Source organism: Bradyrhizobium yuanmingense (assembly GCF_900094575.1).
Taxonomy (GTDB): Bacteria; Pseudomonadota; Alphaproteobacteria; order Rhizobiales; family Xanthobacteraceae; genus Bradyrhizobium; species Bradyrhizobium yuanmingense.
In genome coordinates, this window is record NZ_FMAE01000008.1 from 345,013 (window position 1) to 368,281 (window position 23,269).

The following is a 23,269-nucleotide window of genomic DNA, read 5'->3' on the forward strand; positions in this document are numbered from 1 at the left end:
GTACCGCGCATATAAATCGCTTGATCTTAAATGGCGGCATGTTAATTTAAATTAAAATATTAAATGCAGGCGCCGAGGACCCGATCCGTACATGGGAGCTTGCGAGCTTGCAGCGTTCTAGGGAGGCCAGCCCATGCTTCTCAGCCCGGTTTTTCACCGCAAGACGTTGCTCAAGAACAACACGCCGCGGTCACCCGGCACTCGGCCGAAACTGCTGGCGGTCTCTTCGGGTGGGGGCCATTGGGTGCAGCTGTTGCGGATCAAACCCGCCTTCGAGCATTGCGAAGTCACGTTCGTCACCGTCCACGACTCCTATCAAGCCCAGGTGCCCGACCACAAATTCTACCTTGTCAATGATGCTAACCGGTTGACCAAAATCGCGCTGTTGAAGGCGGCGCGCAGAATGGCCTGGATCGTTTGGAATGAAAGGCCGGACATCGTCGTTTCGACGGGTGCCGCTCCGGGATATTTGGCACTACGGTTTGGACAAATGATGGGTGCGCGCACTATCTGGCTCGACAGCATCGCCAACATCGAGCAGCTTTCGATGTCGGGAGACCGGATTGGTCATTGCGCCGACCTCTGGCTGACGCAGTGGCCCCATCTGGCGCGACCTGAGGGACCTCATTACACAGGCGCGGTGCTATGAGTTTCCTGGCGGTCGGAATGCCGTCACAGCTGGACCAGCAGCTTCATGTCTTCGCACATCGTGATTTCTCGTGACGGCATTGCTTGCATGATTACCTCAAGCTTGAAAGTGGATGATAGTCGTGCCTCCTCGAGGGGGACTGGATCGCGGTTGCCCCCGGGCGACCATCTGCGCTGACGCGGTGGTGTCGGGTGACGTTCGGCTACGCGACCGTAGTGTCGTGCGCATCGGCTGCAAGGAAGGCAGGTTGGCGCCTGAAGCTGCCCCCGACAGTGGCGGATATCTACATTAGTTTGATTTATTATCGTTGGGTTAATTGACTTAATATAATAATCTATGACAAATAAATCGCGACGTCGCATCGCGCTCCAGGAATAGGAATAGTCCTTGATGCCCTTGTCAGGTTTGAAAGCTCAAGATCGTCGGGCCAGTTCTGAGATCGATGTAGCGCCAAGTCCGGGCAGGGGTTGGTCTGGGCGGCTCGCCAGCAGGAGGGCGATAATCCCGTGATTCCGATCGCATTACCGTTGGTTGCTGAGGAGGAGGCCGACGCAGCTCGCGCAGCTGTACTCTCCGGCTGGGTCTCGCAGGGCCCACAGGTGGCAGCCTTCGAGCGCGATTTTGCGGCCCTGGTCGGTGCGCCTTATGCCTGCGCCGTTTCCAACTGCACAACCGCCCTGCATTTGGCGCTCGTCGCCCTGGAGATTGGGCCTGGCGACGAGGTCATCACGGCCAGCCACTCGTTTATCGCCACGGCCAATTGCATCCGATATTGCGGCGCGACTCCGGTCTTTGTCGACATCGATCCCGGTACATACAATATCGACCCTAACCGGATTGCCGAAGCGATCACTCGGCGCACACGCGCGGTGATCGCCGTCCACCAGATGGGTATGCCCTGCGATCTGACAGCCCTCGCCACGCTGGCCGATCGCCAGGGCATCATCTTGATCGAGGATGCGGCGTGCGCCGCCGGCAGCCAGATCCGAGTGGATGGCAGCTGGGAGCGCGTCGGCAAGCCGCATGGGCGGATCGCCTGCTTCTCCTTTCATCCCCGCAAGGTCATCACGACCGGCGAGGGTGGGATGCTCACCACCTCCGATGCGAAGCTCGACCATAAGTTCAGGCTGTTGCGCCAGCATGGCATGAGCGTTCCGGACATCGTGCGGCACGGCTCACAGCAGGTGATCTTCGAGGACTATCTGGTAGTCGGCTACAACTACCGCATGACCGATATACAGGCCGCGGTCGGACGCGAGCAGCTCGAGCGGCTGCCTGCACTGGTGTCTCGACGCCGCGCGATCGCGGCCCGCTATCGAGAAATGCTCGGCAATTTCGGAGGCCTGAGACTGCCGATCGAGCCCGAATGGGCGCGGTCCAACTGGCAGAGCTATTGCGTTGGGCTGCCGGACCGCGTCAACCAGATCAAGATCATGCAAAGCCTGCTCGATCAGGGCATCGCGACTCGACGCGGCATTATGTGCTCGCACCGGGAAGCGCCCTACGCCAAGGACAAGCACCGCCACGATCTGCGGCACTCCGAGTTCGCGCAGGACAATTCGATTCTGTTGCCAATTTACGCGCAGATGAACGAGGAAGACCAGGAGCGGGTCGCCTGCGCGTTGCGAAGGGAGCTCCAAGCCTCTGCATTGTAATAGGCCGCGTTCCTCAAGGCCCAAGACGCTCTGTGCGTTCTTCATGGCGCGTCATCGAGCAAGTTACGGCTTAGGCTCATCAAAGTGCGGATCCACAATAGGCGAGTTATTCCAAATGCAAAAGCCGCTTGTTAGCTTTGTCGTCCCTTGCTACCGACTGGCTGCTTTCTTGCCAGAATGTGTCGACAGCATCCTCTCGCAGACCTTTGAGGATTTCGAAATCCTCATCATGGATGATTGCTCTCCGGACAACACGGAAGAAGTTGCCAGAACATTCACAGACAGTCGCGTTACCTATGTCAGGAACGAGCAGAACCTGGGAGCGCTCCGGAATTACAACAAGGGAATACTCTTAAGTCGAGGGAAGTACGTTTGGCTTATATCGGCTGATGATCGCTTGCGCCGACCGTACATACTGCAAAGATACGTCGAAACCCTGGAAAATCATCCGGAGGTCGGCCTCGCGTTCTGCCCCGGGGTTAGCCTGAGACGTGGAAAAGAAGGTGCAGTGATAGATTACTCGACCTATGGAGACGTCGATACGATCGTCAGGGGAGAGGAGATCATCAAGCACTCATTGAAAGTAAAAGGAAATGCGATTCTGGCTGCGTCGGTGCTTGTTCGACGTGACTGTTACGAGAAACTGAGCCTCTATCCGGTCGACGTGGTATGGGCCGGAATTCCGGTCGATTTCATATGGGGCGGCGATTGGTACATGTGGCTATTGTTCTCCTTGCACTATCACGTCGCATACTTTGCAGAGCCGATGGTGTGTTACCGTGAACATGAACTCAGTATGACAAACGCCATCACTCAAGAGAAGATCGATATCTGCTGGCACTCCGAGTTGGCCGTCATCACGATGATATCGCAGGCTGCCAAGGAGAAAGGCGCCCTGACAGTATATAAGGCTTGCTTGGGTGCGCTCGCCAACTTCTATGCCAAACATTGTGCCTCAAAACCCTATTCGTGGATGGGGCAGACATCCTGGTCCACTATAGATCTTCAGCAGGTGGAAGCGACACTCGATCGCAGCCCTTATACTGAGCAGGAGAAGGCGTGGATCCGTTCACGCATTATGGTGGCGCTGGCTGAGATCTATTATTCAGAGGGCGATTCTGTATCAGCGAGATCATACTATTTGAAGGGATTGAAGCTGAAGCCTTTCATGCTGCCGGTGTTCTTGAAATTGATTGTTCTTTCATTCGGTGGTCCAGGCCGGCAGGTTCGCGAGTTGCTGCGAACCGCTCGAGAGCATTTGGTGCGAGGCTGATTGAAGGATCAGTTTCCGAGTTTAACCGACTCTTTTGCTGTAAGTTCGATGAAGAAGACCCTAGTGATCAGCGACAGGTTTCCTCTGCCTGAGAAGTTTGGCGCTGACATCAGAACCATGAATCTCGCACGATACTTTGCCGGCCTTGGGCTCGTCGATATTGCGTATCTCTCGGATTTGCCCTCCGGCCTGCGACAGATGGCCGGAGCGGGGGGACATCTCGAAAAGGAGGACGTTTTCTCCGGGAAGTATTGTTTACAGAAGCTGGAGTACCCTAGAACCTTGCGGGGACGGTTCGGAATGTCGGTCCGTGGCTTTCCGTATCCCGTTAGAGAGTATAGCAAAGCCTCGATGGAGAAGTTGGTCGCGCTAATAGAGTTTGGCGGCTACGATTTTGTGCTGGTGCGATACCTCCGGAATACCGCCGGGTTTTTTGGATTGTCACAGGCGGCGAAAATGAAGGTCATCGTTGATATTGATGACGTCCTGACTCTTTCACTCTATGATACGCTGTTTACCCCGACGAATAATGCCTTGAGGAAACTGTTCCGTGCCATCAACAAGGCGCTCCTGACTTACTATCAAACTCGTTGTGTGACCGCCTTTGGCGCCTGCTTGGTATGTTCCGAGAAGGATAAATTGGATCTGTGGGGTGAAAAGGCCTCTGAAAGTATCTTCGTTGTGCCAAACACGTTGGGGATGAGAGGTCCAGGAAAACTCCCCATGGGGAGCGGGTTCGCCGGCCGACACATTTTGCTGTTTATTGGTGCGCTTCACTATCAGCCTAATGTCAGCGGCTTGCTCTGGTTTTTGGAGAACGTGTATCCGCTCTACAGGAATGTGTACCCCGATGCCGTTCTTTTGGTTGTTGGACGTGACCCATTGCCAGAGGTGATCGAAGCTTGCGCTCGCTCAAAGGGAGTCGAGTTGCATCCCGATGTCCCTGATGTCGTCGAGTACTACAAGGACTGTAGAGCGGTTGTTGTGCCATTGCTCGAGGGTAGCGGGACGCGGTTAAAGGTTTTGGAGGCGGCACTCTTGGAGAGGCCCATTATCTCTACAAGAAAAGGTGTAGAAGGGCTGGATGTCGTCTCTGGCGTTCATTTTTTGGAGTTCAATGATGATCGTAGCTTCTGCGAGGCGTATAGGGCCTTAAGCAACGAATCGGTCTATGACGCGCTTGTGGCAAGCGCTGAAACCATGGTTCTCGAAAGATATTCAAACAGCGCTCTTTCTGCGTCAATGAGCAAGGTGGTTGCATATATCGATTCAAGGAAGGCCAAAATGTCCTCGCCGAGGTCTCACACCCCCGCAGGGCAACCTTCCGATGAAGCTTTCAATTAGCTACGAATTCTCATCCGTCCAGAGCGCCACTGCCCAGGTGCGGGACCGGGAGGACCCCTGCAGTCCGCGCCGCATGTCGCAGGCTTGGCCGATCTCTTAGTCAATCGCTCTCATGCCCTTGCACTTCAAGCGTGAGCCTCGGCTTGGACTTACGGCGATCCAGCCCTAGGCAGCGTTCAGCAGGAAAGCTACCTGGTCGCCCTGCTGTTCAATATTCAGCGTTGCCGCCCTCTTGGCAAACTCTCTCATTTCCCGCCGGCTGAACACATCATCTGGTCTGGATGATGCGAGCGGCTTGGAGCTCCTGTACATTTCGCTTCCCCAGAACTGAAATGCAGTCGAGTCGTCGATTGATTGCCTAACACGCAAACCACAGCGCTCCGCCAATGCACTCATTCCCTTGCGAGAGGGTATCACAACGTGGCGCGGCGCATCCAGTTGCACCCAGTTCGGGCCGTACTCTCTCCACGCATGCGAGGATGAAGTTGGGATGCGAACCAGAATGCGGCCACCGGGCGCAAGTAGCCTTCTTGCATTGCTAAGACTTTGGTCCGGCTCAGGCATGTGTTCTAACGAATGATTGAACATGATGAAGTCGAACTCGCCGGACATACTCTGAAGATCCGATTTTCGAATCGTCACGGCACCTGCTGTTGGTTCGACAATGTAGGGATCGACTCCTGTAAGATTCTTGAACCCTGCCGCAGACATTCTGTAAAGAAGTTTCCCGGACCCGCAGCCTACGTCAAGCACCCGAGAACAGGGATTAATTCCAAAGCATCCGATGACCGCTACGATGGGGTCGTACCTCACAAAGGACGCCACGGCTCCCAATATGCTTTTGGTGCCAAGTGCGTGCGCGTCCCTGACGGCAGTAACACGCGAATTTCGCGACGGTCTGGAGAATGAGTAATACCCATCGGGGTAAAGGCGACTCTCATCGGCTACGTCCGATAAGCGCTGGATCGTCCCACAATCACTACATTCCTGGTACTCAAACCGCTCTTTTGTGCCAAACATCATCTCAATAAAGACGTGGTGGCGATGTTCGCTGTCTGACAAGCAAGTTTTACAAATCATATCGAGTACCTAGCCACAACGGCGGATCGACTGCCGGCTCAGCGATCGGTGAGGCCGTAGAGGTGCAGTGCCCTCACTATGACGCGAAACTGACGAGCTTGCCGACGCCTTCGGCCTGATCGCTCTGTCCAACCTTCTTGATCGGGCCGTCACTTTGCATGCCCCGCCTGTCGTTCTCGCCGGGTTGCGGACCGCGGGCAATCAAGCGGAACTCCGTTGGCGCCCGGGGGTCGAAGCTTCTTGTATCTGCAATGAATATAATAAACAAACTGCCGGCTGTCCAAATTAAATAGGCAAAGATCGCATGTTTAATTCCGAGAGCTTCCTCTTAAAGTTCAACCGAAGCCCGCGTCGCCCGGGATTAGGCTGCGCCGGCGTGGGCTTTGCCGGGCGCACCCCGTAAACGTTGAGCATGGTCGGGGCGCGAGGCCGGTATTTCAGTCGAAGCTCGATGTTATAATATAACCAAAACGCCTCCCTTATATTTAAATAAATGGCGATTGAAAATTAAATCAGATTTAATTATGTTGAGGCGCGGAGGAACCTTCCGAGGGGCTCCGGGTCTGACAGGCGGATGCCATGCGTCCTGAGGCGACACGAAGTTTTATTCTTGAGTGCAGACAAAGCGGTGAGTAGGCGGAATTTCATGTGCTTGCGGACTGCGTCTCCGGCGGAACCCGAGAAAGCCATTCTTGGTTTGCGCGCTGAAGAATTGCAAAAAGTCTGGCGAGCGAACCGGGAGGTCGTGCAGATGGCGCCGACGTGTCAGGCTCGACTGAGCAGGAGCATTTCGTGATGTCCAAGGCACATCCGCCCAAGGCTGGAGGAAGGGCTGAAGACCCCTTGGTCACGGTCGTGATGTGCGTGTACAACGCTGGTAAATATTTTCGACCGTCGCTGTTGAGCATAATTAATCAGACATACAGGAATCTGGATATTCTTATTGTCGACGATGGCAGTTCGGACGGTTGCTTCAGCTCAGTTCAGGATTTGCTGATAGACGAGCGTGTTCGCGTGATCCATCAAGCGAACTCAGGCAAGCCTGTTGCTATCAATCGAGCACTCGATCAGATCCGCGGCGAGTTCTACGCAATTCAAGACGCGGATGACATCAGCTATCCAACTAGAATCGAAAAGCAGGTTCGTGCGCTGCTCAACAGCCCGCATTTGGCTGCCGTATTCTGCGGCAACGAGCTCATCATCAACGAGAGATTCATGGCACCCGTGTTTTCGCCGAAAAGCGAGAGCGACTGCCAGTCCGAGATCAGGGCCTTTCAAATGCCGGCTCTCGATCCCACGGGAATGTTTCGAATGTCATTGGTTGGCGATATACGGTTCGAGCCATCATTAATGGTTGCCGAGACCTGCGATTACATATGGAGAGTCGGGGAGGTGCATCCGATGATCGTATTGGGGGAGTGCCTTTATGCCTACCGCATTCTTCCCAATTCCCTCAGCCGACGGGCGCCAACCTGGCGGAAGCAGTTTGAGGTCGATGTCTTCAGGCGAGCATGCGAGCGGCGCGGTTTGCGGTTTGAGCAGGGTTGCGCGGATGCGATGTGCGGCTACAGACGATCTAACAACAGTTTATTGGACAACAACATCGCCGCCCATTTCATCAAGAGCGTGCTGGATTGGCGTAGGTCGAACCGTCGGTTGTCGGCATTAAAGACGGGTTGGCAATGTGCGTGTTTGCACCCAGCGGATCCGCACTACTACAAAGCGCTGGTTTACGCCTTGATTTCACCCAGCGTAGCGAGCCGCCTGCGTCGTGACTTCCTGGCGACTCCCCTGGAGACGACGAAATGAAGCGCCTCGTAGGGAGGAAACGTCGCTTTGTGGGGCGCCTCGGCTTCGAGCGCGCTGCTTGTTTGCAGAACGTCTCAGATATTTGAGGTACTCGCGTTGACCCGCAAAAGCTTAGAATTGGAATCGGGTTCTCAGCTTACGTATCTGTATGGTCCGCAGCGGAGTCCAGTTGGTCGCGCGGCGGGGGCGCCGCGTTGGGGGACGGAACTGTATCTGAAGCTATTGTTGGTCGCGATTGTCTTGCCCGAAGGGCTGTCTTTCTTCGTCGGCGATTTTCGCCTCTCGGTTGCTCGAGTTCTAATTTTCTGTTCCTTCATCGCCGCGCTACAGCAGCTTGGACAGCGTCTAGGCACGCGAACCGTCGTCTGCGTCCCATCGGATATCTTGGCCCCGCTTACGGGCGTTTGGATGATGTTGGCTGCCACAGTCACTGATGGTCCGGCGGGTGTTAAAGGGGCTGGGATCGAGGCACTCGAATTTGTGGGCGCATACCTGACGTTCCGGTTTCTTCTCGGGCCGGTCGATAGTTCCGTTCGAATAGCACGGTTCTCCTGCAAGCTGATGATTGTGATCGTCGGCATAGCGCTCCTTGACCCGCTGAGTGATAAACTGTTCACCTATGAGTTCATCAAAGGTATTACCGGCTATGCGAAGCTCAGTTACGATGGACCATTAGCAATCAGGGCTGACACGTTCTATCGGGACGGTGTCGTTCGCGCCATGGGGCCGCTCGAGCATTCGATATTGTTCGGTGCTGTTTGCGTTTGGTTTGGTGTCGTGGCCTTCACTACGTTTAGGCACCAGGTACTCGGCTGGGGTGTGGCGGGCATCGCCCTCATCGGTGTGTGGTTTTCGCAGGCGCGCAGTCCATTGTTGGCCTATTTGATCGGATTTGCGCTGGCGAGTTTCTATGCCGCAAGCCCTCGCTTCGCTGCCCGATGGAAGTTGGTCGGGTTGTGTGTGACCGCGCTACTCCTTGTTGTTTTCACTTTCTCTGGCAGCCCGGTCGCAACCCTTGTGCGCCTCAGCGGAGTAAGCCCGGAGGCGGCATGGGCTCGCCAAGCGATTTGGGACACGGGAGGACCTGTGGTCCTCGGTTCGCCGATCTTCGGAATTGGTTTGAACGGCGACTGGAATTGGCAGTCGCATGGCGCGCTCGTGAGTTCGAGCGTAGATGCCTTTTGGCTTGCCACCGCAATGTCGTATGGAATTCCGGGAAGCGCGTTGATCCTTTTGACAATTGCCAGCGCATGCTGGCTTGGCTCGATCGACAAATCGCCTCACCTTACTCCCGAAGAGAGACGGCTGTCAGTGGCGCTCGGAATTGTAATAGCGACGATCGCTTTTCTAGGGTTCATTGTGCACTTTTGGGGCATTTGTTGGATCCTCATCGCTGTGTTTACCGGGATGCGAGCGAACCTCGCGGAGACCGCCATATTGCGCGATAGAGCCGCACCAGCGGCGCGAATGAGATGCGACCCGATTACCGGAGACATTTGAAGACGGTGGACCGCGAGGTCATTACGCTGGCAGGGATGCCGATCAGGATTTCTCGCTGCGCAGGACTAAAGCATGAAGGTTTCCATTATCATACGAACTTACAATCGTGCGTACATCATCGGGGAAGCGATCGAGAGTGCCTTGAATCAGACGTATGGGAATCTTGAGATAATCGTCGTTGATGATGGATCCACAGACGGCACGGCCGCAGCGGTGAAAAAGTTTCGAAGCGACAAAGTGCGTTACATTAGGCATGATCGCAATCGCGGGGTGAGTGCGGCAGGCAACACGGGTATAAAGGCCGCCAACGGCGATATCATTGCTCATCTGGATTCGGATGATCTGTGGAAGCCGGAGATGCTCAGCAGTCTCGTCGATGTTTTGCGTCGTCATCGTCAGATTGGCGCGGTGTTCTGTGACGTTGAGGTCGATCGCGGCAGATCCACGTCGTCAATTGTCTCAAGCATGCGTGCATTTCCGAAACTGCTCGCATCGCGCGCGCGCTCTGATTTCGATGTCTTTCTCTTCAGCAGCCGTGAGATGTATCTGTGTTTGCTGGAAGAAGTGCCTATCAAGCCGACTGCGGTATTGATTCGGCGCACTGTTCTGGATGAGTTTAGAGGTTATAATGAATCATGGTGTTCGGGCGAGGACTGGGAACTGTACCTGAGAATCTCGAAGCATCATGGATTTGGATACGTCGATCGCAAGCTCGCGGTTATGCGGGTGCTCGAGGATTCAACCCTATCGAAACTCCAGGAGGAGGATAAGTCGTCCTTGCTGCAGCTGGCAGTGAGCGAGAAGAAGGGGCTTCGGCGAGATCGCGAAGCACTCGAAGCGGCAAATCGTGCAATCGCTCGGCATTGCAAGGATCTGGGATGGATCTATCTGCACTCGGGAAGGCGAATGAAATCGATCTCAACCTACGCTCGCGGATTTGCCGAAACGGGACACGTACCTCTCGTTATGAGAGCCGGCGTGGCTCTTATGCCTCTGTCGCTTACTGCGGGTTTGAAAAAGCTACTTCTATCCAGCGATCGCTCGCTCGCTCCATGAGAGATCTTTCCGGCGAAGTGGTCGATGGTCCCTGTGTGCGTGAATAGAATGACTCAAAACCACATCTCCGACAGGCCGGCGGCACGGCGGATTGCATTCGCCACGATCGGGGATGGGCGCCAGGTCAGGTTCTGGTCCGGTACCCCGTTTCACATGTCGAGATCGCTCGCAGGTGAAGGTCACGAGTTGGTCCATATCGGTCCGTTGAGCGCACCGATACTGCCCCTATACAAGACGTATTCCAGGCTTTGCCGTGCCTTTCGCAGGCGCGGCCGTTCCCCGTTGCATGCGGGGGCGGTCGTTGCACAGTATGCAGCGGACTCAGCGCGTAAAATCCGAGCGGTGTCGCCCGATATCGTCTTCGCGCCGGCCGGCTCTACCTTTGCATGGAGTGTGCCTAACGGCGTTCCGCTCGTCTATGCGTCCGACGCGACCTTTCGGCTCATTGAGAACTACCATCCTAACTATCGAAACTTGTCGCGAGGTGCTCGGGACGTCGCTGAACGCGTGGAGCGGGACACGATCGCGCGCGCGGATCTGATCCTCTACCCTTCGGAATGGGCAGCCGAATCTGCCATCAGGGACTACGGTGCCGACCGTAGCCGGGTGCATGTCATTCCTTGGGGCGCCAACCTTGAAGAAGCGCCGGATCGTGCCTCCGTGCTAGGTTGCCGCAAGCCGGGTCCCTGCCGTCTGCTCTTCATCGGCGCCAACTGGGAGGAGAAGGGCGCTGACATCGCGGTCGGCGTCCTCGCTGAACTGAGGAAGAGGGGCATGGAGGCGGAGCTCGTGATCTGCGGATGTACTCCGTCGAAGTCAGTTGCTCAGGATGGCCTGACGATCATCCCTTATCTCGACAAGTGTGATCGCGAACAGCGCAACCGATTGGATCAACTCTATCGGGACGCGGATCTATTTCTGCTGCCGACCCGGGCGGATTGCTATGGAATCGTGTTCTGTGAAGCCGCGGCCCATGGAGTACCGAGCATTGCGCCGGCCACTGGCGGCGTCCCCTGCGTCGTCCGCAACGGGGAGACGGGCTTGTTGTTGCCACCGAACGCGACGAAGGCGGACTATGCGGCGGTCATCTTCGAGACCTTTGCTAACCAGGATCGGCTGGCACGCCTGAGACAATCGAGCCGCGACGCCTTCGAGGCCCGATTGAACTGGCAGGCTTGGGCCCGGCGGGTTTCAGATCTGATAGAAACTCTATGATCGTCTTGAATTATCATGAGCTGGTGGAAGCCTCGCCTTCGAACGCGTGGTGCCTGACTCATGAGGCGTTCGAAGTGCATCTCGCACTTTGCGGGGAAGCGCTGGTCTCGCCCCAGAATTTTCTGGAGCATTGCTGCGATCCGACATCCCACGGCACCGGCGCGGTCCTGTTGACTTTCGACGATGGATTTATTTCGGACTATACGCATGTCTACGCTCGTTACATGACGACCGGTCGTATTCCGGGTTTCATGTCCTTTATCCCGGTAGACTTTGTAGGCTCGCCGGGACGTATGAGTTGGGACATGATCGAGGAGCTTGCCAAGGGGGGTGTTGCGATCGGTTCACATGGCATGGCCCACGTCGATTTGACGACCGTCTCGGACGCAGAGCTCGAGCGCGAGCTCGGTGTGTCCAAGTCGATGCTCGAGGATCGCCTCGGTCGACAGGTAGCTCTCTTCGCTTTCCCATATGGACGGTTTTCCCGACGGGTCTGGGAGGCGGCGCTGAGGGCTGGCTACACACACCTCTTTACAATCCAGCTTGGATATCATCGCGGCTTCGAATCTTTTTTGTACTCCCGCCTTTGTATGACGAACAACATGGATGCTGAGTACATGCGCCGCCACTTGCGCGATCCGGATGCGATGCGCGGCGTTTCCTGGAAAATCAGCACAAAGCTCGGGCTCTATCGCCAACTCATGCGCTTGCGGTATCACTAGCGCTTTAGTATTTGGGCGGTTTCAGTGCTGTGCAAAGCCAGGACATCGCCCGTTGAGTCGTCTTGGCCTCGTCGATCACCTCGAATGCTCGTTTTGCCTCCCGCAACACTGCCAGTGATCGCCGCGATGCGGTGTAGTTCGAGACGATGATGCAGCCTCCCGGTTTGAGTGATTGCGCGTAACGCTCGAGCGACCGAACGGGGTCGCGCAAATAGAAAAGAGACTCGTTGAAGACGATGACATCGAAACGGCCGTCGGGCTCGTACACGTCGCCGTCAGCCTGAGAAAAGTCAGTGCGATCGTCGTTGTACAGACGGAGCTTCTCGATTGCCACGTCAGAGATGTCCACTCCGACATAGCGTTCATATCCAAGCTGCTTGAAGCGCTCGAATAGCATGCCGTCTCCGCAGCCGATCTCGAGGTACTCGCCGCCACGTCTAAAAGCGTCCATGAAACCAATGAGTGTCCAGTAGCGAGCTACTTCGCGCTGCATGTAGGTCCAGAGGCCATCGCTGTACTCGGCGTCCCAAGTGGATTTCGCTTTTGGGCTGTCACCGAACCCCTGCGCAGTCTCCCACTCGCTAACGGCACGCCCCAGCGCGTCGCCAAAAGGCAGCCGGGCCAATCCGAAGGCATAGTACGCGGCGCGCACCCGGCGCCATGCGTGGTAGTGAAGTGCTGCAAGCATTCCCAACCTGCCAACGCGTATTCGACGTCAGATAGTTTAATACAGGTGAAGTTATCGACAGATCAAGAGTGTACGGCGGGCGAGAACTGCAGATTTCATAGTACCTGTGAGGTGAGCTTCGCCCGGTCAATTCGCCTGCGCATCTCGGACCTTTGTCCGTGAGCCGCCAAGGAACGATTCCCGCAAATGTCTTGCGCTCCTATCGTTCCGTGATCGGATCGAGAGTACCACCCCCCGCAGAATCACAGCACGTCCCAATAACTCGCCCCGCTGCCAACGCGCGGGCATCATCAGGTAGTGGCTGGACGCTGCCACATCGGGTCTTCCGTTGCCGCGGATCGGGTCTAAAGCATTGTTTCTAGCTGAAAGCCGGCCGGGAGTATTGTCCGCGAGAAGGTAGTGCTTTTGGCAGGAGCTACACACTCCGAATATTCGGAGAAATGGGTTGGCTTGTGCAATGCAGAAATTAAATGCCTATTAACAGTTGACGGATGTATTTAACTGCGCCTATCATTATTCGTTTTTGCAATTTGTGACAGAAAATCAAAGCCATGAGTGATGGTTTTGCGGAAGCGATAATTTCCCTTTCATTGCATGCATTGCCAGGGCGGTTGCGCCTAAGCGTTAAACCCGGAGCGCTCGGTTACCGGGTTGGTCGACGGATTTGTCTTAAGTTGCTGTTTACAGCTGGTGGCCCATCGCTGTCCGCTTGGCATGCTAGCCCCCGACCAATTTTCGCTTGAAGGGAGTTGTCATGCAGATCGGGCCGGCGCTTTCAGGCGTATTAGGTACCACGACGATTGAGGAGTTGCGGCGCCCGGGAGCGCAGGATGCGATCGTGATCGGCGGGGGAGCCGCCGGAGGATTGGCGGCGCTCTTACTCGCCGAGGCTGGCCTGCGCGTGCTTGTGCTTGAGGCCGGCTGGCAGAATTCGCCGCGAACGACTGGGATGCGCCGAGCTATAGCCAGGATGAGCCGTAGGCTCGCGGACCCTGCGACACTTCGGTTGCTCCCTCCTGCGGTTGTTCCCTTTGGCAAGATGGCCTTGAGAGGCCTCGGCATGTTGCGCCAGCCCATCCAATCTCGCTGCAGCATCTGGGGCCGAGCACCGGACTCGTTTGTAGACGATCATGATCTGCCTTACGTGACGCCACGGAGCCAACCTTTTGTCTGGATACGCGCGCGAACGCTCGGCGGACGCGTGGGCCTTCCAGGGCACGGCCGGCAATACTATCGGCTGAACTCCTCCGACCTTGCGCCGTGCGATGGATTGAGCGCGCCTTGGCCGCTAGAGCCGGGTGAGTTGGACCCCTGGTATTCGATGGTCGAGCGACGGCTAGCGCTTGCCGGTGCCATGGATGGCGTACCATGGCAGCCTGACAGTCACCTCTCGCGAGAACTTGAACCTTCACTGAATCAGTTCGCGCTGATGGCAGCGATCCGCGCACGGTGGCCTCACTCGCGGCCGATGCTCACGCGCTTTGCCGCACCGCTGGATGCCTTGGAAACTGCTGCTCTTACAGGGCGCCTTCGATGCCGTGAGGGCGCAGTCGTACGGCAAATCGATGTTGATCGATCAGGTCGCGTACGCGGCGTAGTCTGGTTCGATCAACAAAGTGGAACCGACGTACGTGCTTGCGCTCCGTTGGTCTTTCTGTGCGCGTCCTCGTTAGAGTCGACACGAATACTCTTGCTTTCGCGTTCATCCAAAGGGGGCCAGGGGCTCGGTGCAGGATCTGACGCGCTGGGGCGCTACTTGATGGACCATATTGTCGTAACTGGGTGGGGTGGAGGTGCGCCGCTGAAGCCCAGCCCAGTGCTCGAAGATGGGTGCGCGATTTACCTTCCACGCTTCGATGCGCGCGACGGGCCCGCGCCCCTCGGCGGGCGAGGTTTTGGCGTGCAGTTGTATCAATTTCCAGGAGGGCACGGGCGTTCCCATTTTACTGCGGTTAGCTTCGGTGAAATGCTTCCTCGTGCCGAAAACCGAGTAATGCTGCATCCTACACGACGGGATATATGGGGAATCCCCGTATTGCATATCGACTGCCGCTATAGCGAAGCGGATTTGGCGCGTGCCCGCGATCAGGCAGCTGCCATACGCGAGATCGCCGCAACAGCTGGCGTGACGTTGAGCCGCGTTAATGAACGGCCGGCCCCGCCTGGCTCCGCGATTCATGAATGCGGGACCGCCCGGATGGGTATCGACCCCGCGACTTCCGTGCTCGATCCAAATAACCAGTGCTGGGACGCACAGGGATTGTACGTTACGGATGGTGCCTGTTTCCCGTCCCAGGGCACGCAGAATCCCACGTTGACCATTCTCGCTCTGACCGCGCGCGCATGCCATCATGCGGTGAGCACCGTCGCCCAAACAAAGCGAGAAGCTGCATTCGGACTAGCCGGAGGCGCGTCATGACGGTGGCTGCTGCCGCGCCGTTTCGAGAAATCCTTCCGCGAAACATGCTCCCCCTAGGTTTTGGATCCGGCGCACTGTTGAGCAAGCGACGAACCCGCCGTGAGGCTCTTAAGTTGCTCGAAGCAGCTATGGATTGTGGGGTCACATATTTTGATACTGCGCGAATGTATGGCGCCGGTCGCGCAGAGGGCATTCTGGGAGAGTTGGCGGCGCGAAAGCGGGAGCGCCTGGTTCTGGCAAGCAAGGCGGGCATTGTCCCACAAAGTCATGCACTTCATGTCCGCGCAATGGGTCGTAGCATTCGTCTTCTGCACAATGTCGCGCCAAGCTCAAAGAATTACCTGCCTGTGCCGTCCAACTATCTGCCGCGTTTCGGAGCCTTTGGTCTCGTGGAGTTCCGAAAAAGTGTCGAGACTAGTCTCAAGGAATTGCGTACAGACTATCTCGATATTCTACTCCTGCACGAGTGCAGCGCTGCCGACGTAGAGGAAACGGACCTGATCCGTCTTCTCGATGATCTCAAGCGTGAAGGGAAGGTTCGCGCCATTGGCATAGCGACAGGCATAGAGGAGACGGTGTCCATCCTCCAAAGACATGCAGCGCTGTTCGACGTTGTGCAGATTCCAAATGCCATCTGGAATATGAACGTCAGGAAAGTTCCGGCAACTAACCGCCTCGTGATTACGCATTCGTCTCTTACCAGCCGATTTAAAATACTGCTTGATCGATTGTTGTCCGATGAGCGGATGGCGGCTGAATGGCGTTCGCTGACGCAGGTAGATCCACGTGATTCGACAGAACTGGCTCATCTACTGCTGGCCCATGCGCTGAATGCAAATCCAAACGGGATCGTCATCTTTTTCTCATCCAATCCGTCGAATGTTGTGGCAAACGTGAGATCTGTCAGCAGTCGAGCTATCGACGAGAAGCAGATCGCGGGTTTGAACGCATTATTGGCGAGAAAGCATGTTGCCGAATTTCTTGACGCGAGCTTTCGAGATCTGAGTTTCTGATCGGTGCAGACCGACGACGGTGGCTTGACTTTGCATCAGTCAGACGCGGCGGAGTATGGTCAGGTCGTCGGCAGGACCTGATCGAACATCTTGTTGCGACCCTGCCGGGGAAGCGGGTGACTGTGTGCTGGGCTCGGGGGACATCAACGATCAGGATAATCGGCGCGCGCTCGTAACTCTCGATCTGAATGGTGTGTCCGCAACGGTATTTGCTTTGCTTGGGGTTTTTGGATGGCGCTGGATGGGCCATTACCTGAACCGGGCAATATGGGTTCGGATTGTTCGCAGCGCGATGTGTGCTCAAATGCTCTTGCCCGACGCTCGCGCTCTTGATTGTCCGGACAAAAATTATGTCGTGTTTGGCGGCGGATAATCTTGTGGATCAAAATATTTAATTGGTTTTCTGCTGTGGCGCCGTCGACGACACTTGGTAAGCTGTTGTCTAGTGGCGAAGGCGTAACATCGATTCCGGCATACTTTTGTATATCTTCGACCGCTCTGTGTGGCCCTCGTTCAATGCGGTGCACGAGTGGTTGATCGGACTGAAGAAATTTCCGGCATTTAATTCGCGCGATGCGAATGTGTCTAGGGTAGCTCAGGAAATTACCTTGGGTGAGCCGTCGTGTCGTCGCAAAAAAGCCTCCACCCGCCGGGAAGACGCACCCCAACGGCGCTGCGCCAGCAGAGTCGCACTTGGGGTCGCGTCGCTTGGGGAAACAATTGGGCGCGTGCCAGGGGCAAACCAGATTGAAATTAACAGGAGAAAACTAGATGGCATCCATTCCTCTGACATGGAATGATCCGATGTTTAGCGACCAGACCAATTCGGGGACGGTCTGGCTTGGAAATGGAGAGACGATTTCGGGTGTGAGCATTTCCGACCAGAGCGACACTGTCGCCGTCGGAGGGAGCGGCTCGTTCACCATCGACGACGTCCGTATTTCTTCAAGGGAAGGCGTGCGCATTGGGGGCAGCGGTGATGTCACCATCAACAATACGTACATCGAGACAACGGGACTGTCGGGCGATCACGCCGACGGAATTCAGGCCTATGCTCCCGGCGCCACCGGGAATCTGACCATTACAAACTCGACGATTGTATCGCACGACCAGAATGCCACTGCTGGGCTGTTCATCGCAGATGGTTATAGCGGAACGTTCACTTTCAATAACGTGGTGTTCGACGGTGGCCCATTTGGTCTGCGCATTGCCGCGGACGCAGGAGCCGGTCACGATGACTACCTCGCCCTCAAGGACGTGTATTTTGTGGGGCCATTTGCGTATGGCGCGCTTTGGTTGGAGGAGGTCAATGCGAACATACACATCACGCAATGGGAGAATGTTCGCTACGCAACGATCGTGGACGGTCAACTCATCCCGGGCGACCTTATCCCGCCTCCGCTTCCGGTTGAAGGACCGACCGCACCCAGCACGCCGACCGTGCCGGATGCTCCGACTATCGCGTCGTTCTCGACCGACAGCGGCACCGCTGGCGACAAGATTACCAACGACAATACCATCGAGCTCAAGGGCACCGCGGCTGCCGGCAGCACGGTCAAGATCTACGACGGTACGACCCAAATTGGTTCGACGACTACGGACTCGAGCGGCAGTTGGGACTACATCACCAAGATCCTGACCGACGCCAAACATACGCTGACCGCAACGGCGACCAGCTCGTCGGGTCAGACCAGCGCGGCGTCGTCTGCGTTGGCAATCACTATCGATACCAAGGCTCCGACTGCGCCGACCATTGCCAGCCATACCGTGAACACCGCCAATCAGGTGGTGATGTCGGGCAGTGCCGAAGCGAGCAGCGTCGTGAAGGTGTTCGACGGCACGACCCAGATCGGGACCGCGACTGCCAACAGCACCGGCGGGTGGAGCTATACAACCAGCGCCCTTGCGGCCGGTTCGCACAGCCTTACCGCGACGGCAACGGATGCAGCAGGCAATACCGGCCCGGCGTCCACTGCGTTCACCGCCAGCATCACCGGCACCTCGGCGCCAGCCACACCGACCTCGCCGACGTCACCGACGTCGCCGACTGCCGGCACGGTGGTCGAGTCAGCTGGCGCGACAACTCTCGTTGAGAGCGGCGGCAAATATTACCTCAATGGCAGCACCGGATCGGGCCCCACGCTGAAGGACAACGGTGTGCAGTTTGTGAAGGGGTCGGATGGCACCTGGACTCCCATCGGTGCGGAGAAGACGGCGACGGGCTATGTGGTTGCGTGGAAGGAGACGAGCACGGGTCAGTACACGGCGTGGAACACCGACAATAACGGCAACTACGTGTCCCATGTCAGCTCCCTGACCGGCTCCACAGACGGTGGCTCGGTGTCGGGTACTGACTCTGGCCTTAAGTCGCTCGAGACGAGCTTCCATCAGGATCTGAACGGTGACGGGCAGGTAGGTACTTCCACTGCGACCATCCCGACGTCGCCAACCCCGACGACTGGCAAGGTCGTCGAATCGGCTGGTGTGACAAGTCTCGTTGAGAGTGGCGGCAAATACTACCTCAACGGCAGCACCGGCACTGGCCCGACACTAAAGGATGACGGCGTGGATTTCGTGGGCGGGTCCGATGGCACCTGGACTCCCATTGGAGCGGAGAAGACGGCGACGGGCTATCAAGTTGCCTGGAAGGAGACGAGCACCGGTCAGTACACGGCGTGGAATACCGACAATAACGGCAACTACGTGTCTCATGTCAGCTCCCTGACCGGCTCCACGGACGGTGGCTCGGTGTCGGGTACGGACTCTGGCCTCAAGACGCTGGAGACCAGCTTCCATCAGGACCTGAACAGTGACGGGCAGATCGGTACGTCCAGCGTAGCTACGTCATCCACTGCAACCGGTAGCAACGCGGCTATTGCGGGCAGTACGTTCATCGCTTCGCCGGGCAACACGACCCTGACCAGCACTTCCGGCGATGACACCTTCGTTGGCAGCAGCCAGGCCGATACTTTCGTGTTTGGCGCGAACTTCGGCAACGACGTCATCAAGGGCTTCGTTGCCCGCGGACCTGCTCACGACACGATCGAGTTCAGCAAGAGTGTGTTCGACAGTTTTGCCAGCGTTCTTTCCCACGCGACCCAGTCCGGCACCGATGTCGTGATCGCGACGGGGAGCGATACGCTCACGCTGAAGAACGCCAAGCTCGGCTCGTTGACCAGCAACGACTTCCACTTCGCGTAGGGGACGGCATCCACAGAGAGCAATCTTCAACAACTGCCTTGGGGGATCTCTTGAGGGATCTTCCAACAAAGGCGCGTTTCAGGGGCAGAAGCCATGATTGACTTTGGACGGCGGGGGGTATTCCCCCCGCCCGCAAATCTCTATCGAATTCCATTTCTTCACATATCAGGACTCTGGTCAGCCGGACGGCAGTGGGCGGAAAACGCTCAACTGCAGACGCCGCAACTGATCGGCTGGGCAAAGGGCCTGATCGAAGTGCTGCGGTCACGGATATTCGCTGGTCGACCCCGGCCAGTGGATCACTATGACGAGTCGCAGTCAGAGTTGTCGGCGTTCCTGCGGTCTTGCCGCCGGATCTTCTGGGCGCTAGCGGCATTCAGCGGCATGAGCAACCTTCTCATGCTCACCGGCTCGTTCTTCATGCTGCAAGTCTATGATCGGGTGCTGCCCGGACGCAGTATACCGACTCTTGTCGCTCTGTTGGCTCTGGCAACGGTGCTCTACCTGTTTCAGGGCGGGCTCGACTTCGTCAGGAGCAGGATCAGCGCCCGGGTGGGCCGGTATTTCGATGAAAGTCTCGGGGTTCGCATCTTCGAGGCTCTTGTTCGCCTGCCTTTGAAGACCAGAGCGGATGGCGATGGCCTGCAGCCGGTGCGGGACCTCGATCAGGTCCGCAGCTTCCTGTCGAGCGGCGGGCCGACGGCGCTCTTCGATCTGCCCTGGATGCCGATCTATCTCGGCGTCTGCTTCCTCTTTCACTTCTGGATTGGCATCACTGCGCTGGCTGGTGCGTTGGTGCTGGTGGGCATTACGATGCTCACGGAAACGCGTACCCGAGGTCCGGCAAAGGCGAGCTCGCGTCTTGCCATTTCGCGAACTGCCCTCGCGCTCGAGGGACGGCGCAATGCCGAAGTTCTGCAGGCCATGGGTATGCGGCAACAAGCGGCTTTGCGTTGGCAGGATGCCAATGCAAAGTACCTCGCAGCCCATGAACGGGCCAGCGATGTCGCAAACGGACTCGGTGGTGCCTCGAAGATTTTCCGCGCGATCTTGCAATCGCTGGTTCTTGCCGTTGGCGCCGTCCTCGTCATCAACCAGGAATCGACGGCCGGCATCATCATTGCCGGGTCGATCCTCACCGCGAGGGCCCTTGCGCCTGTCGAAATGGCAATTGCGAACTGGAAGGGGTTCGTCGCGGCGCGCCAATCGGGACAACGGCTCGATTACTTGCTGAAACTTCTTCCTCAGGAGGAGGAGCGGTTGGCATTGCCTGCGCCTGTGGAAACCCTTAGCGCCGAGAACCTCTATATCAGTGCTCCGAACTCCGAGAGACCCACTCTCAGCGAAGTGTCATTCCAGCTGCGGAGTGGGCAGGCGGTCGGAATCATCGGTCCGAGCGGATCCGGCAAGTCGACGCTGGCGCGTGCGCTGGTTGGCGTGTGGCCGTGCATTCGAGGCAGGATCCGGCTCGACAACGCCGCCCTCGATCATTGGTCTTCGGACGACCTCGGCAAGCACATCGGTTATCTGCCCCAAGACGTAGAATTGTTCGACGGCAGCATTGCGATGAACATTGCACGCTTCGACCCGAACGCAACCGCCGCCGCTGTTCTGGAAGCCGCCCGCGCCGCGGGCGCGCATGATCTCGTCCTCTCACTGCCGGACGGGTACAGCACGAAGATCGGCGAGGGAGGGCTGGCGCTGTCGGCGGGGCAGCGGCAGCGTATCGCGCTTGCGCGCGCTTTTTACGGCAAACCCTTCCTGGTCGTGCTTGACGAACCATCTTCCAATCTCGATGCGGAGGGCGAGGAGGCTCTGACAGAGGCGATCCTGAACGTGCGACGCCGCGGAGGGATTGTGGCCGTTGTCGCTCATCGGCCGAAGGCGCTGGAAGGTGTGGACCATGTATTGTGCCTCGGCGAAGGCAGAGTTCAGTCCTTCGGCAAGCGAGAGGAGGTACTCAAGAGAGTGCTGCGGACCCCGGTGCCGCTGAAGGTCGTCGCAGAAGCTCAAGGAGGCGGCCGATGAACGATCAGATAGCGCCGGCGTTGCAGTCCATCCAACGTTACATGATCGTCGGAATGATCATGTTCGCCTTGGTGACTTTTGGGGTCGGCGGCTGGGCGACGACTTCCCAATTGTCGGGCGCGGTGATCGCGCAGGGCGTGGTCGTGGTGGATTCGAGCGTCAAGAAGGTCCAGCACGCCACGGGTGGAATCGTCGGAGAGTTGCGCGTGCGCCAGGGCGATCGGGTCAATGCAGGCGACATTCTGATCCGCCTCGACGAGACGCAGACGCTCGCGAATGCGACGATCGTCACGAATAGCATCGACGAATTGCTGGCACGGCAGGCCCGTCTCGAGGCCGAGCGCGATAGTGCCGAGCAGGTCGTGTTTCCAAAGGTACTGCTCGACCGGGCCAAAGAGAGCAACTCCGAGGCAAGCCGTGCAATCGCCGCGGAGCGGAAGCTGTTCGACCTGCGTCGTCAGGCGAGGAGCGGCCAAAAAGCGCAGTTGCAGGAGAAGAGCGCGCAGTTGGAGAACGAAATCAAGGGCTATATGGGGCAGACGGAGGCCAAGCAGAAGGAAGTGGAGTTCATCCGACAGGAGCTGGAGGGCGTGCGCAGCCTCTGGCAGAAGAACCTGGTGCCGATCACCCGGCTCAATTCCCTCGAGCGCGACTCCGCCCGCATCGAGGGCGAGCGCAGCCAGCTCGCAGGAATGATCGCTCAGTCGAAGGGCAAGATCTCCGAAATCGGACTCCAGATCATTCAGATCGACCAGGACCTCCGTACCGAGGTCGGCAAGGACCTGATCGAAACCCGCTCGAAACTCTCCGAGCTGGGCGAACGCAAGACTGCGGCGGTGGATCAGTTGAATCGGGTCGATATCCGGGCGCCACAATCCGGTCGCGTCCACGAGCTCAGCGTCCACACGGTCGGGGGGGTGATCTCTCCGGGCGAGCAAATCATGCTGATCGTTCCTGACGCGGACTCGCTCGCGGTCGAAGTCAAGATCGCACCGAAGGATATCGATCAGGTCTACGTGGGGCAGACCGCTACAATGCGCTTCGCAGCGTTCAACCAGAAGACCACGCCCGAAATCGACGGCGAGGTCAGCATGGTCTCGGCGGACATCACGCAGGATCAGCGTGCCGGCACGAGTTACTACACAGGCCGCGTCTTGCTGAAGACGGAAGAGCTGGTGAAGCTCGGCTCGGCCAAGTTGCTGCCCGGCATGCCTGTCGAGGTCTTCATCAAGACGGCAGGGCGGACCGCGTTGTCCTACCTGCTCAAGCCGCTACACGATCAGGCGCAGCGCGCATTCAAAGAGCGCTGAGCCCTTTGGATTTGAAATGACACAGCCCCGAGTGGACCCGCACTCGGGGCTGAGAGGAATCTCAAGAGTTTGTCCATTGCTGCGAACAACATTGATGTTCAAGACGAAAAAGAAGCCCAAATGAAAAGATAACGACGGGCTTGCAGGCGTGCCGTGAGCTGAGTGAACACCGAGGAGAGCTGCTCGCTGCGGATGGCTCGCCGCTCGTCGCATTGCATCCGAAGCCTATCGTTTGGCTTCGACCGCCCGGAGCTCAAGATTGCGCCGCGAGATTGATCGAGTCGATGCGGGGTAGACCGCAACGTTG

At 57.4% G+C, this 23,269-nt stretch carries 16 protein-coding genes; 14 read left to right on the plus strand and 2 right to left on the minus strand.

Annotated features, from left to right (window positions below):
- Positions 1-133: 133 nt before the first annotated feature.
- The 4 genes from GA0061099_RS29145 to GA0061099_RS29160 all read left to right on the plus strand — a co-directional run bounded on the left by GA0061099_RS29145 (position 134) and on the right by GA0061099_RS29160 (position 4,921).
- Positions 134-649, plus strand: a complete 516-nt coding sequence (locus GA0061099_RS29145) for a UDP-N-acetylglucosamine--LPS N-acetylglucosamine transferase (RefSeq protein ID WP_225139932.1) — start codon at positions 134-136, stop codon at positions 647-649.
- Positions 650-1,155: 506 nt separating this feature from the next.
- Positions 1,156-2,304, plus strand: coding sequence for a DegT/DnrJ/EryC1/StrS family aminotransferase (locus GA0061099_RS29150; protein ID WP_036029239.1), 1,149 nt, complete (start codon positions 1,156-1,158; stop codon positions 2,302-2,304).
- A gap of 115 nt (positions 2,305-2,419) precedes the next feature.
- Entirely contained in the window at positions 2,420-3,577 is a 1,158-nt protein-coding gene (locus GA0061099_RS29155; protein ID WP_050996061.1) for a glycosyltransferase family 2 protein, read from the plus strand.
- Entirely contained in the window at positions 3,578-4,921 is a 1,344-nt protein-coding gene (locus GA0061099_RS29160) for a glycosyltransferase (RefSeq protein ID WP_050996063.1), read from the plus strand.
- Between the two features lie 165 nt (positions 4,922-5,086).
- Here GA0061099_RS29160 and GA0061099_RS42805 read toward each other — a convergent pair whose 3' ends face one another.
- Positions 5,087-6,001, minus strand: coding sequence for a class I SAM-dependent methyltransferase (locus GA0061099_RS42805; RefSeq protein WP_081493009.1), 915 nt, complete (start codon positions 5,999-6,001; stop codon positions 5,087-5,089).
- Between the two features lie 795 nt (positions 6,002-6,796).
- On the opposite strand from GA0061099_RS42805, the gene GA0061099_RS29175 reads away from it, so the two are divergent.
- The 5 genes from GA0061099_RS29175 to GA0061099_RS29195 all read left to right on the plus strand — a co-directional run bounded on the left by GA0061099_RS29175 (position 6,797) and on the right by GA0061099_RS29195 (position 12,303).
- Entirely contained in the window at positions 6,797-7,810 is a 1,014-nt protein-coding gene (locus GA0061099_RS29175) for a glycosyltransferase family 2 protein (RefSeq protein ID WP_050996072.1), read from the plus strand.
- Between the two features lie 225 nt (positions 7,811-8,035).
- Positions 8,036-9,310, plus strand: a complete 1,275-nt coding sequence (locus GA0061099_RS29180) for an O-antigen ligase family protein (protein ID WP_141697684.1) — start codon at positions 8,036-8,038, stop codon at positions 9,308-9,310.
- A 72-nt stretch (positions 9,311-9,382) separates the two neighbouring features.
- Positions 9,383-10,366, plus strand: coding sequence for a glycosyltransferase family 2 protein (locus GA0061099_RS29185; RefSeq protein ID WP_050996074.1), 984 nt, complete (start codon positions 9,383-9,385; stop codon positions 10,364-10,366).
- A gap of 153 nt (positions 10,367-10,519) precedes the next feature.
- Complete coding sequence (locus GA0061099_RS29190) at positions 10,520-11,581, plus strand: glycosyltransferase family 4 protein (protein WP_225151542.1); 1,062 nt, start codon at positions 10,520-10,522, stop codon at positions 11,579-11,581.
- A complete protein-coding gene (locus GA0061099_RS29195) occupies positions 11,578-12,303 on the plus strand; it encodes a polysaccharide deacetylase family protein (RefSeq protein WP_036029184.1) in 726 nt (241 codons plus the stop codon). Before GA0061099_RS29190 ends, GA0061099_RS29195 begins: the two co-directional genes overlap by 4 nt.
- Positions 12,304-12,307: 4 nt before the next feature.
- Here the strand turns inward: GA0061099_RS29195 and GA0061099_RS29200 are convergent, their stop codons facing one another.
- The gene (locus tag GA0061099_RS29200; RefSeq protein WP_057029397.1) at positions 12,308-12,991 is read right to left on the minus strand and encodes a class I SAM-dependent methyltransferase; all 684 of its coding nucleotides are present in this window, start codon (positions 12,989-12,991) and stop codon (positions 12,308-12,310) included.
- A 754-nt stretch (positions 12,992-13,745) separates the two neighbouring features.
- Between GA0061099_RS29200 and GA0061099_RS43165 the strand changes: the two genes are divergently transcribed.
- From GA0061099_RS43165 to GA0061099_RS29225, 5 genes are all read left to right on the plus strand, one after another.
- Positions 13,746-15,410, plus strand: coding sequence for a GMC oxidoreductase (locus GA0061099_RS43165; RefSeq protein ID WP_083235134.1), 1,665 nt, complete (start codon positions 13,746-13,748; stop codon positions 15,408-15,410).
- Positions 15,407-16,423 carry an aldo/keto reductase gene (locus GA0061099_RS29210; RefSeq protein ID WP_074448162.1) on the plus strand — a complete coding sequence of 339 codons (1,017 nt, stop codon included), beginning with the start codon at positions 15,407-15,409 and terminating at the stop codon, positions 16,421-16,423. Before GA0061099_RS43165 ends, GA0061099_RS29210 begins: the two co-directional genes overlap by 4 nt.
- Positions 16,424-17,194: 771 nt before the next feature.
- Positions 17,195-19,624 carry an Ig-like domain-containing protein gene (locus tag GA0061099_RS29215; RefSeq protein ID WP_225114267.1) on the plus strand — a complete coding sequence of 810 codons (2,430 nt, stop codon included), beginning with the start codon at positions 17,195-17,197 and terminating at the stop codon, positions 19,622-19,624.
- Between the two features lie 93 nt (positions 19,625-19,717).
- Complete coding sequence (locus GA0061099_RS29220; RefSeq protein WP_225151498.1) at positions 19,718-21,652, plus strand: type I secretion system permease/ATPase; 1,935 nt, start codon at positions 19,718-19,720, stop codon at positions 21,650-21,652.
- Positions 21,649-22,962, plus strand: coding sequence for an HlyD family type I secretion periplasmic adaptor subunit (locus GA0061099_RS29225; RefSeq protein ID WP_036029191.1), 1,314 nt, complete (start codon positions 21,649-21,651; stop codon positions 22,960-22,962). Before GA0061099_RS29220 ends, GA0061099_RS29225 begins: the two co-directional genes overlap by 4 nt.
- Positions 22,963-23,269: the final 307 nt, after the last annotated feature.

Excerpts from the sequence above, each read along its gene's own strand:
- GA0061099_RS43165 (WP_083235134.1), top strand. The coding sequence starts at position 13,746 with ATGCAGATCGGGCCGGCGCTTTCAGGCGTATTAGGTACCACGACGATT.
- GA0061099_RS29210 (WP_074448162.1), top strand. The coding sequence starts at position 15,407 with ATGACGGTGGCTGCTGCCGCGCCGTTTCGAGAAATCCTTCCGCGAAAC.
- GA0061099_RS29155 (WP_050996061.1), top strand. The coding sequence starts at position 2,420 with ATGCAAAAGCCGCTTGTTAGCTTTGTCGTCCCTTGCTACCGACTGGCT.
- GA0061099_RS29200 (WP_057029397.1), bottom strand. The coding sequence starts at position 12,991 with ATGCTTGCAGCACTTCACTACCACGCATGGCGCCGGGTGCGCGCCGCG.
- GA0061099_RS42805 (WP_081493009.1), bottom strand. The coding sequence starts at position 6,001 with ATGATTTGTAAAACTTGCTTGTCAGACAGCGAACATCGCCACCACGTC.
- GA0061099_RS29145 (WP_225139932.1), top strand. The coding sequence starts at position 134 with ATGCTTCTCAGCCCGGTTTTTCACCGCAAGACGTTGCTCAAGAACAAC.
- GA0061099_RS29190 (WP_225151542.1), top strand. The coding sequence starts at position 10,520 with ATGTCGAGATCGCTCGCAGGTGAAGGTCACGAGTTGGTCCATATCGGT.
- GA0061099_RS29220 (WP_225151498.1), top strand. The coding sequence starts at position 19,718 with ATGATTGACTTTGGACGGCGGGGGGTATTCCCCCCGCCCGCAAATCTC.
- GA0061099_RS29215 (WP_225114267.1), top strand. The coding sequence starts at position 17,195 with ATGGCATCCATTCCTCTGACATGGAATGATCCGATGTTTAGCGACCAG.
- GA0061099_RS29185 (WP_050996074.1), top strand. The coding sequence starts at position 9,383 with ATGAAGGTTTCCATTATCATACGAACTTACAATCGTGCGTACATCATC.
- GA0061099_RS29195 (WP_036029184.1), top strand. The coding sequence starts at position 11,578 with ATGATCGTCTTGAATTATCATGAGCTGGTGGAAGCCTCGCCTTCGAAC.
- GA0061099_RS29225 (WP_036029191.1), top strand. The coding sequence starts at position 21,649 with ATGAACGATCAGATAGCGCCGGCGTTGCAGTCCATCCAACGTTACATG.
- GA0061099_RS29175 (WP_050996072.1), top strand. The coding sequence starts at position 6,797 with ATGTCCAAGGCACATCCGCCCAAGGCTGGAGGAAGGGCTGAAGACCCC.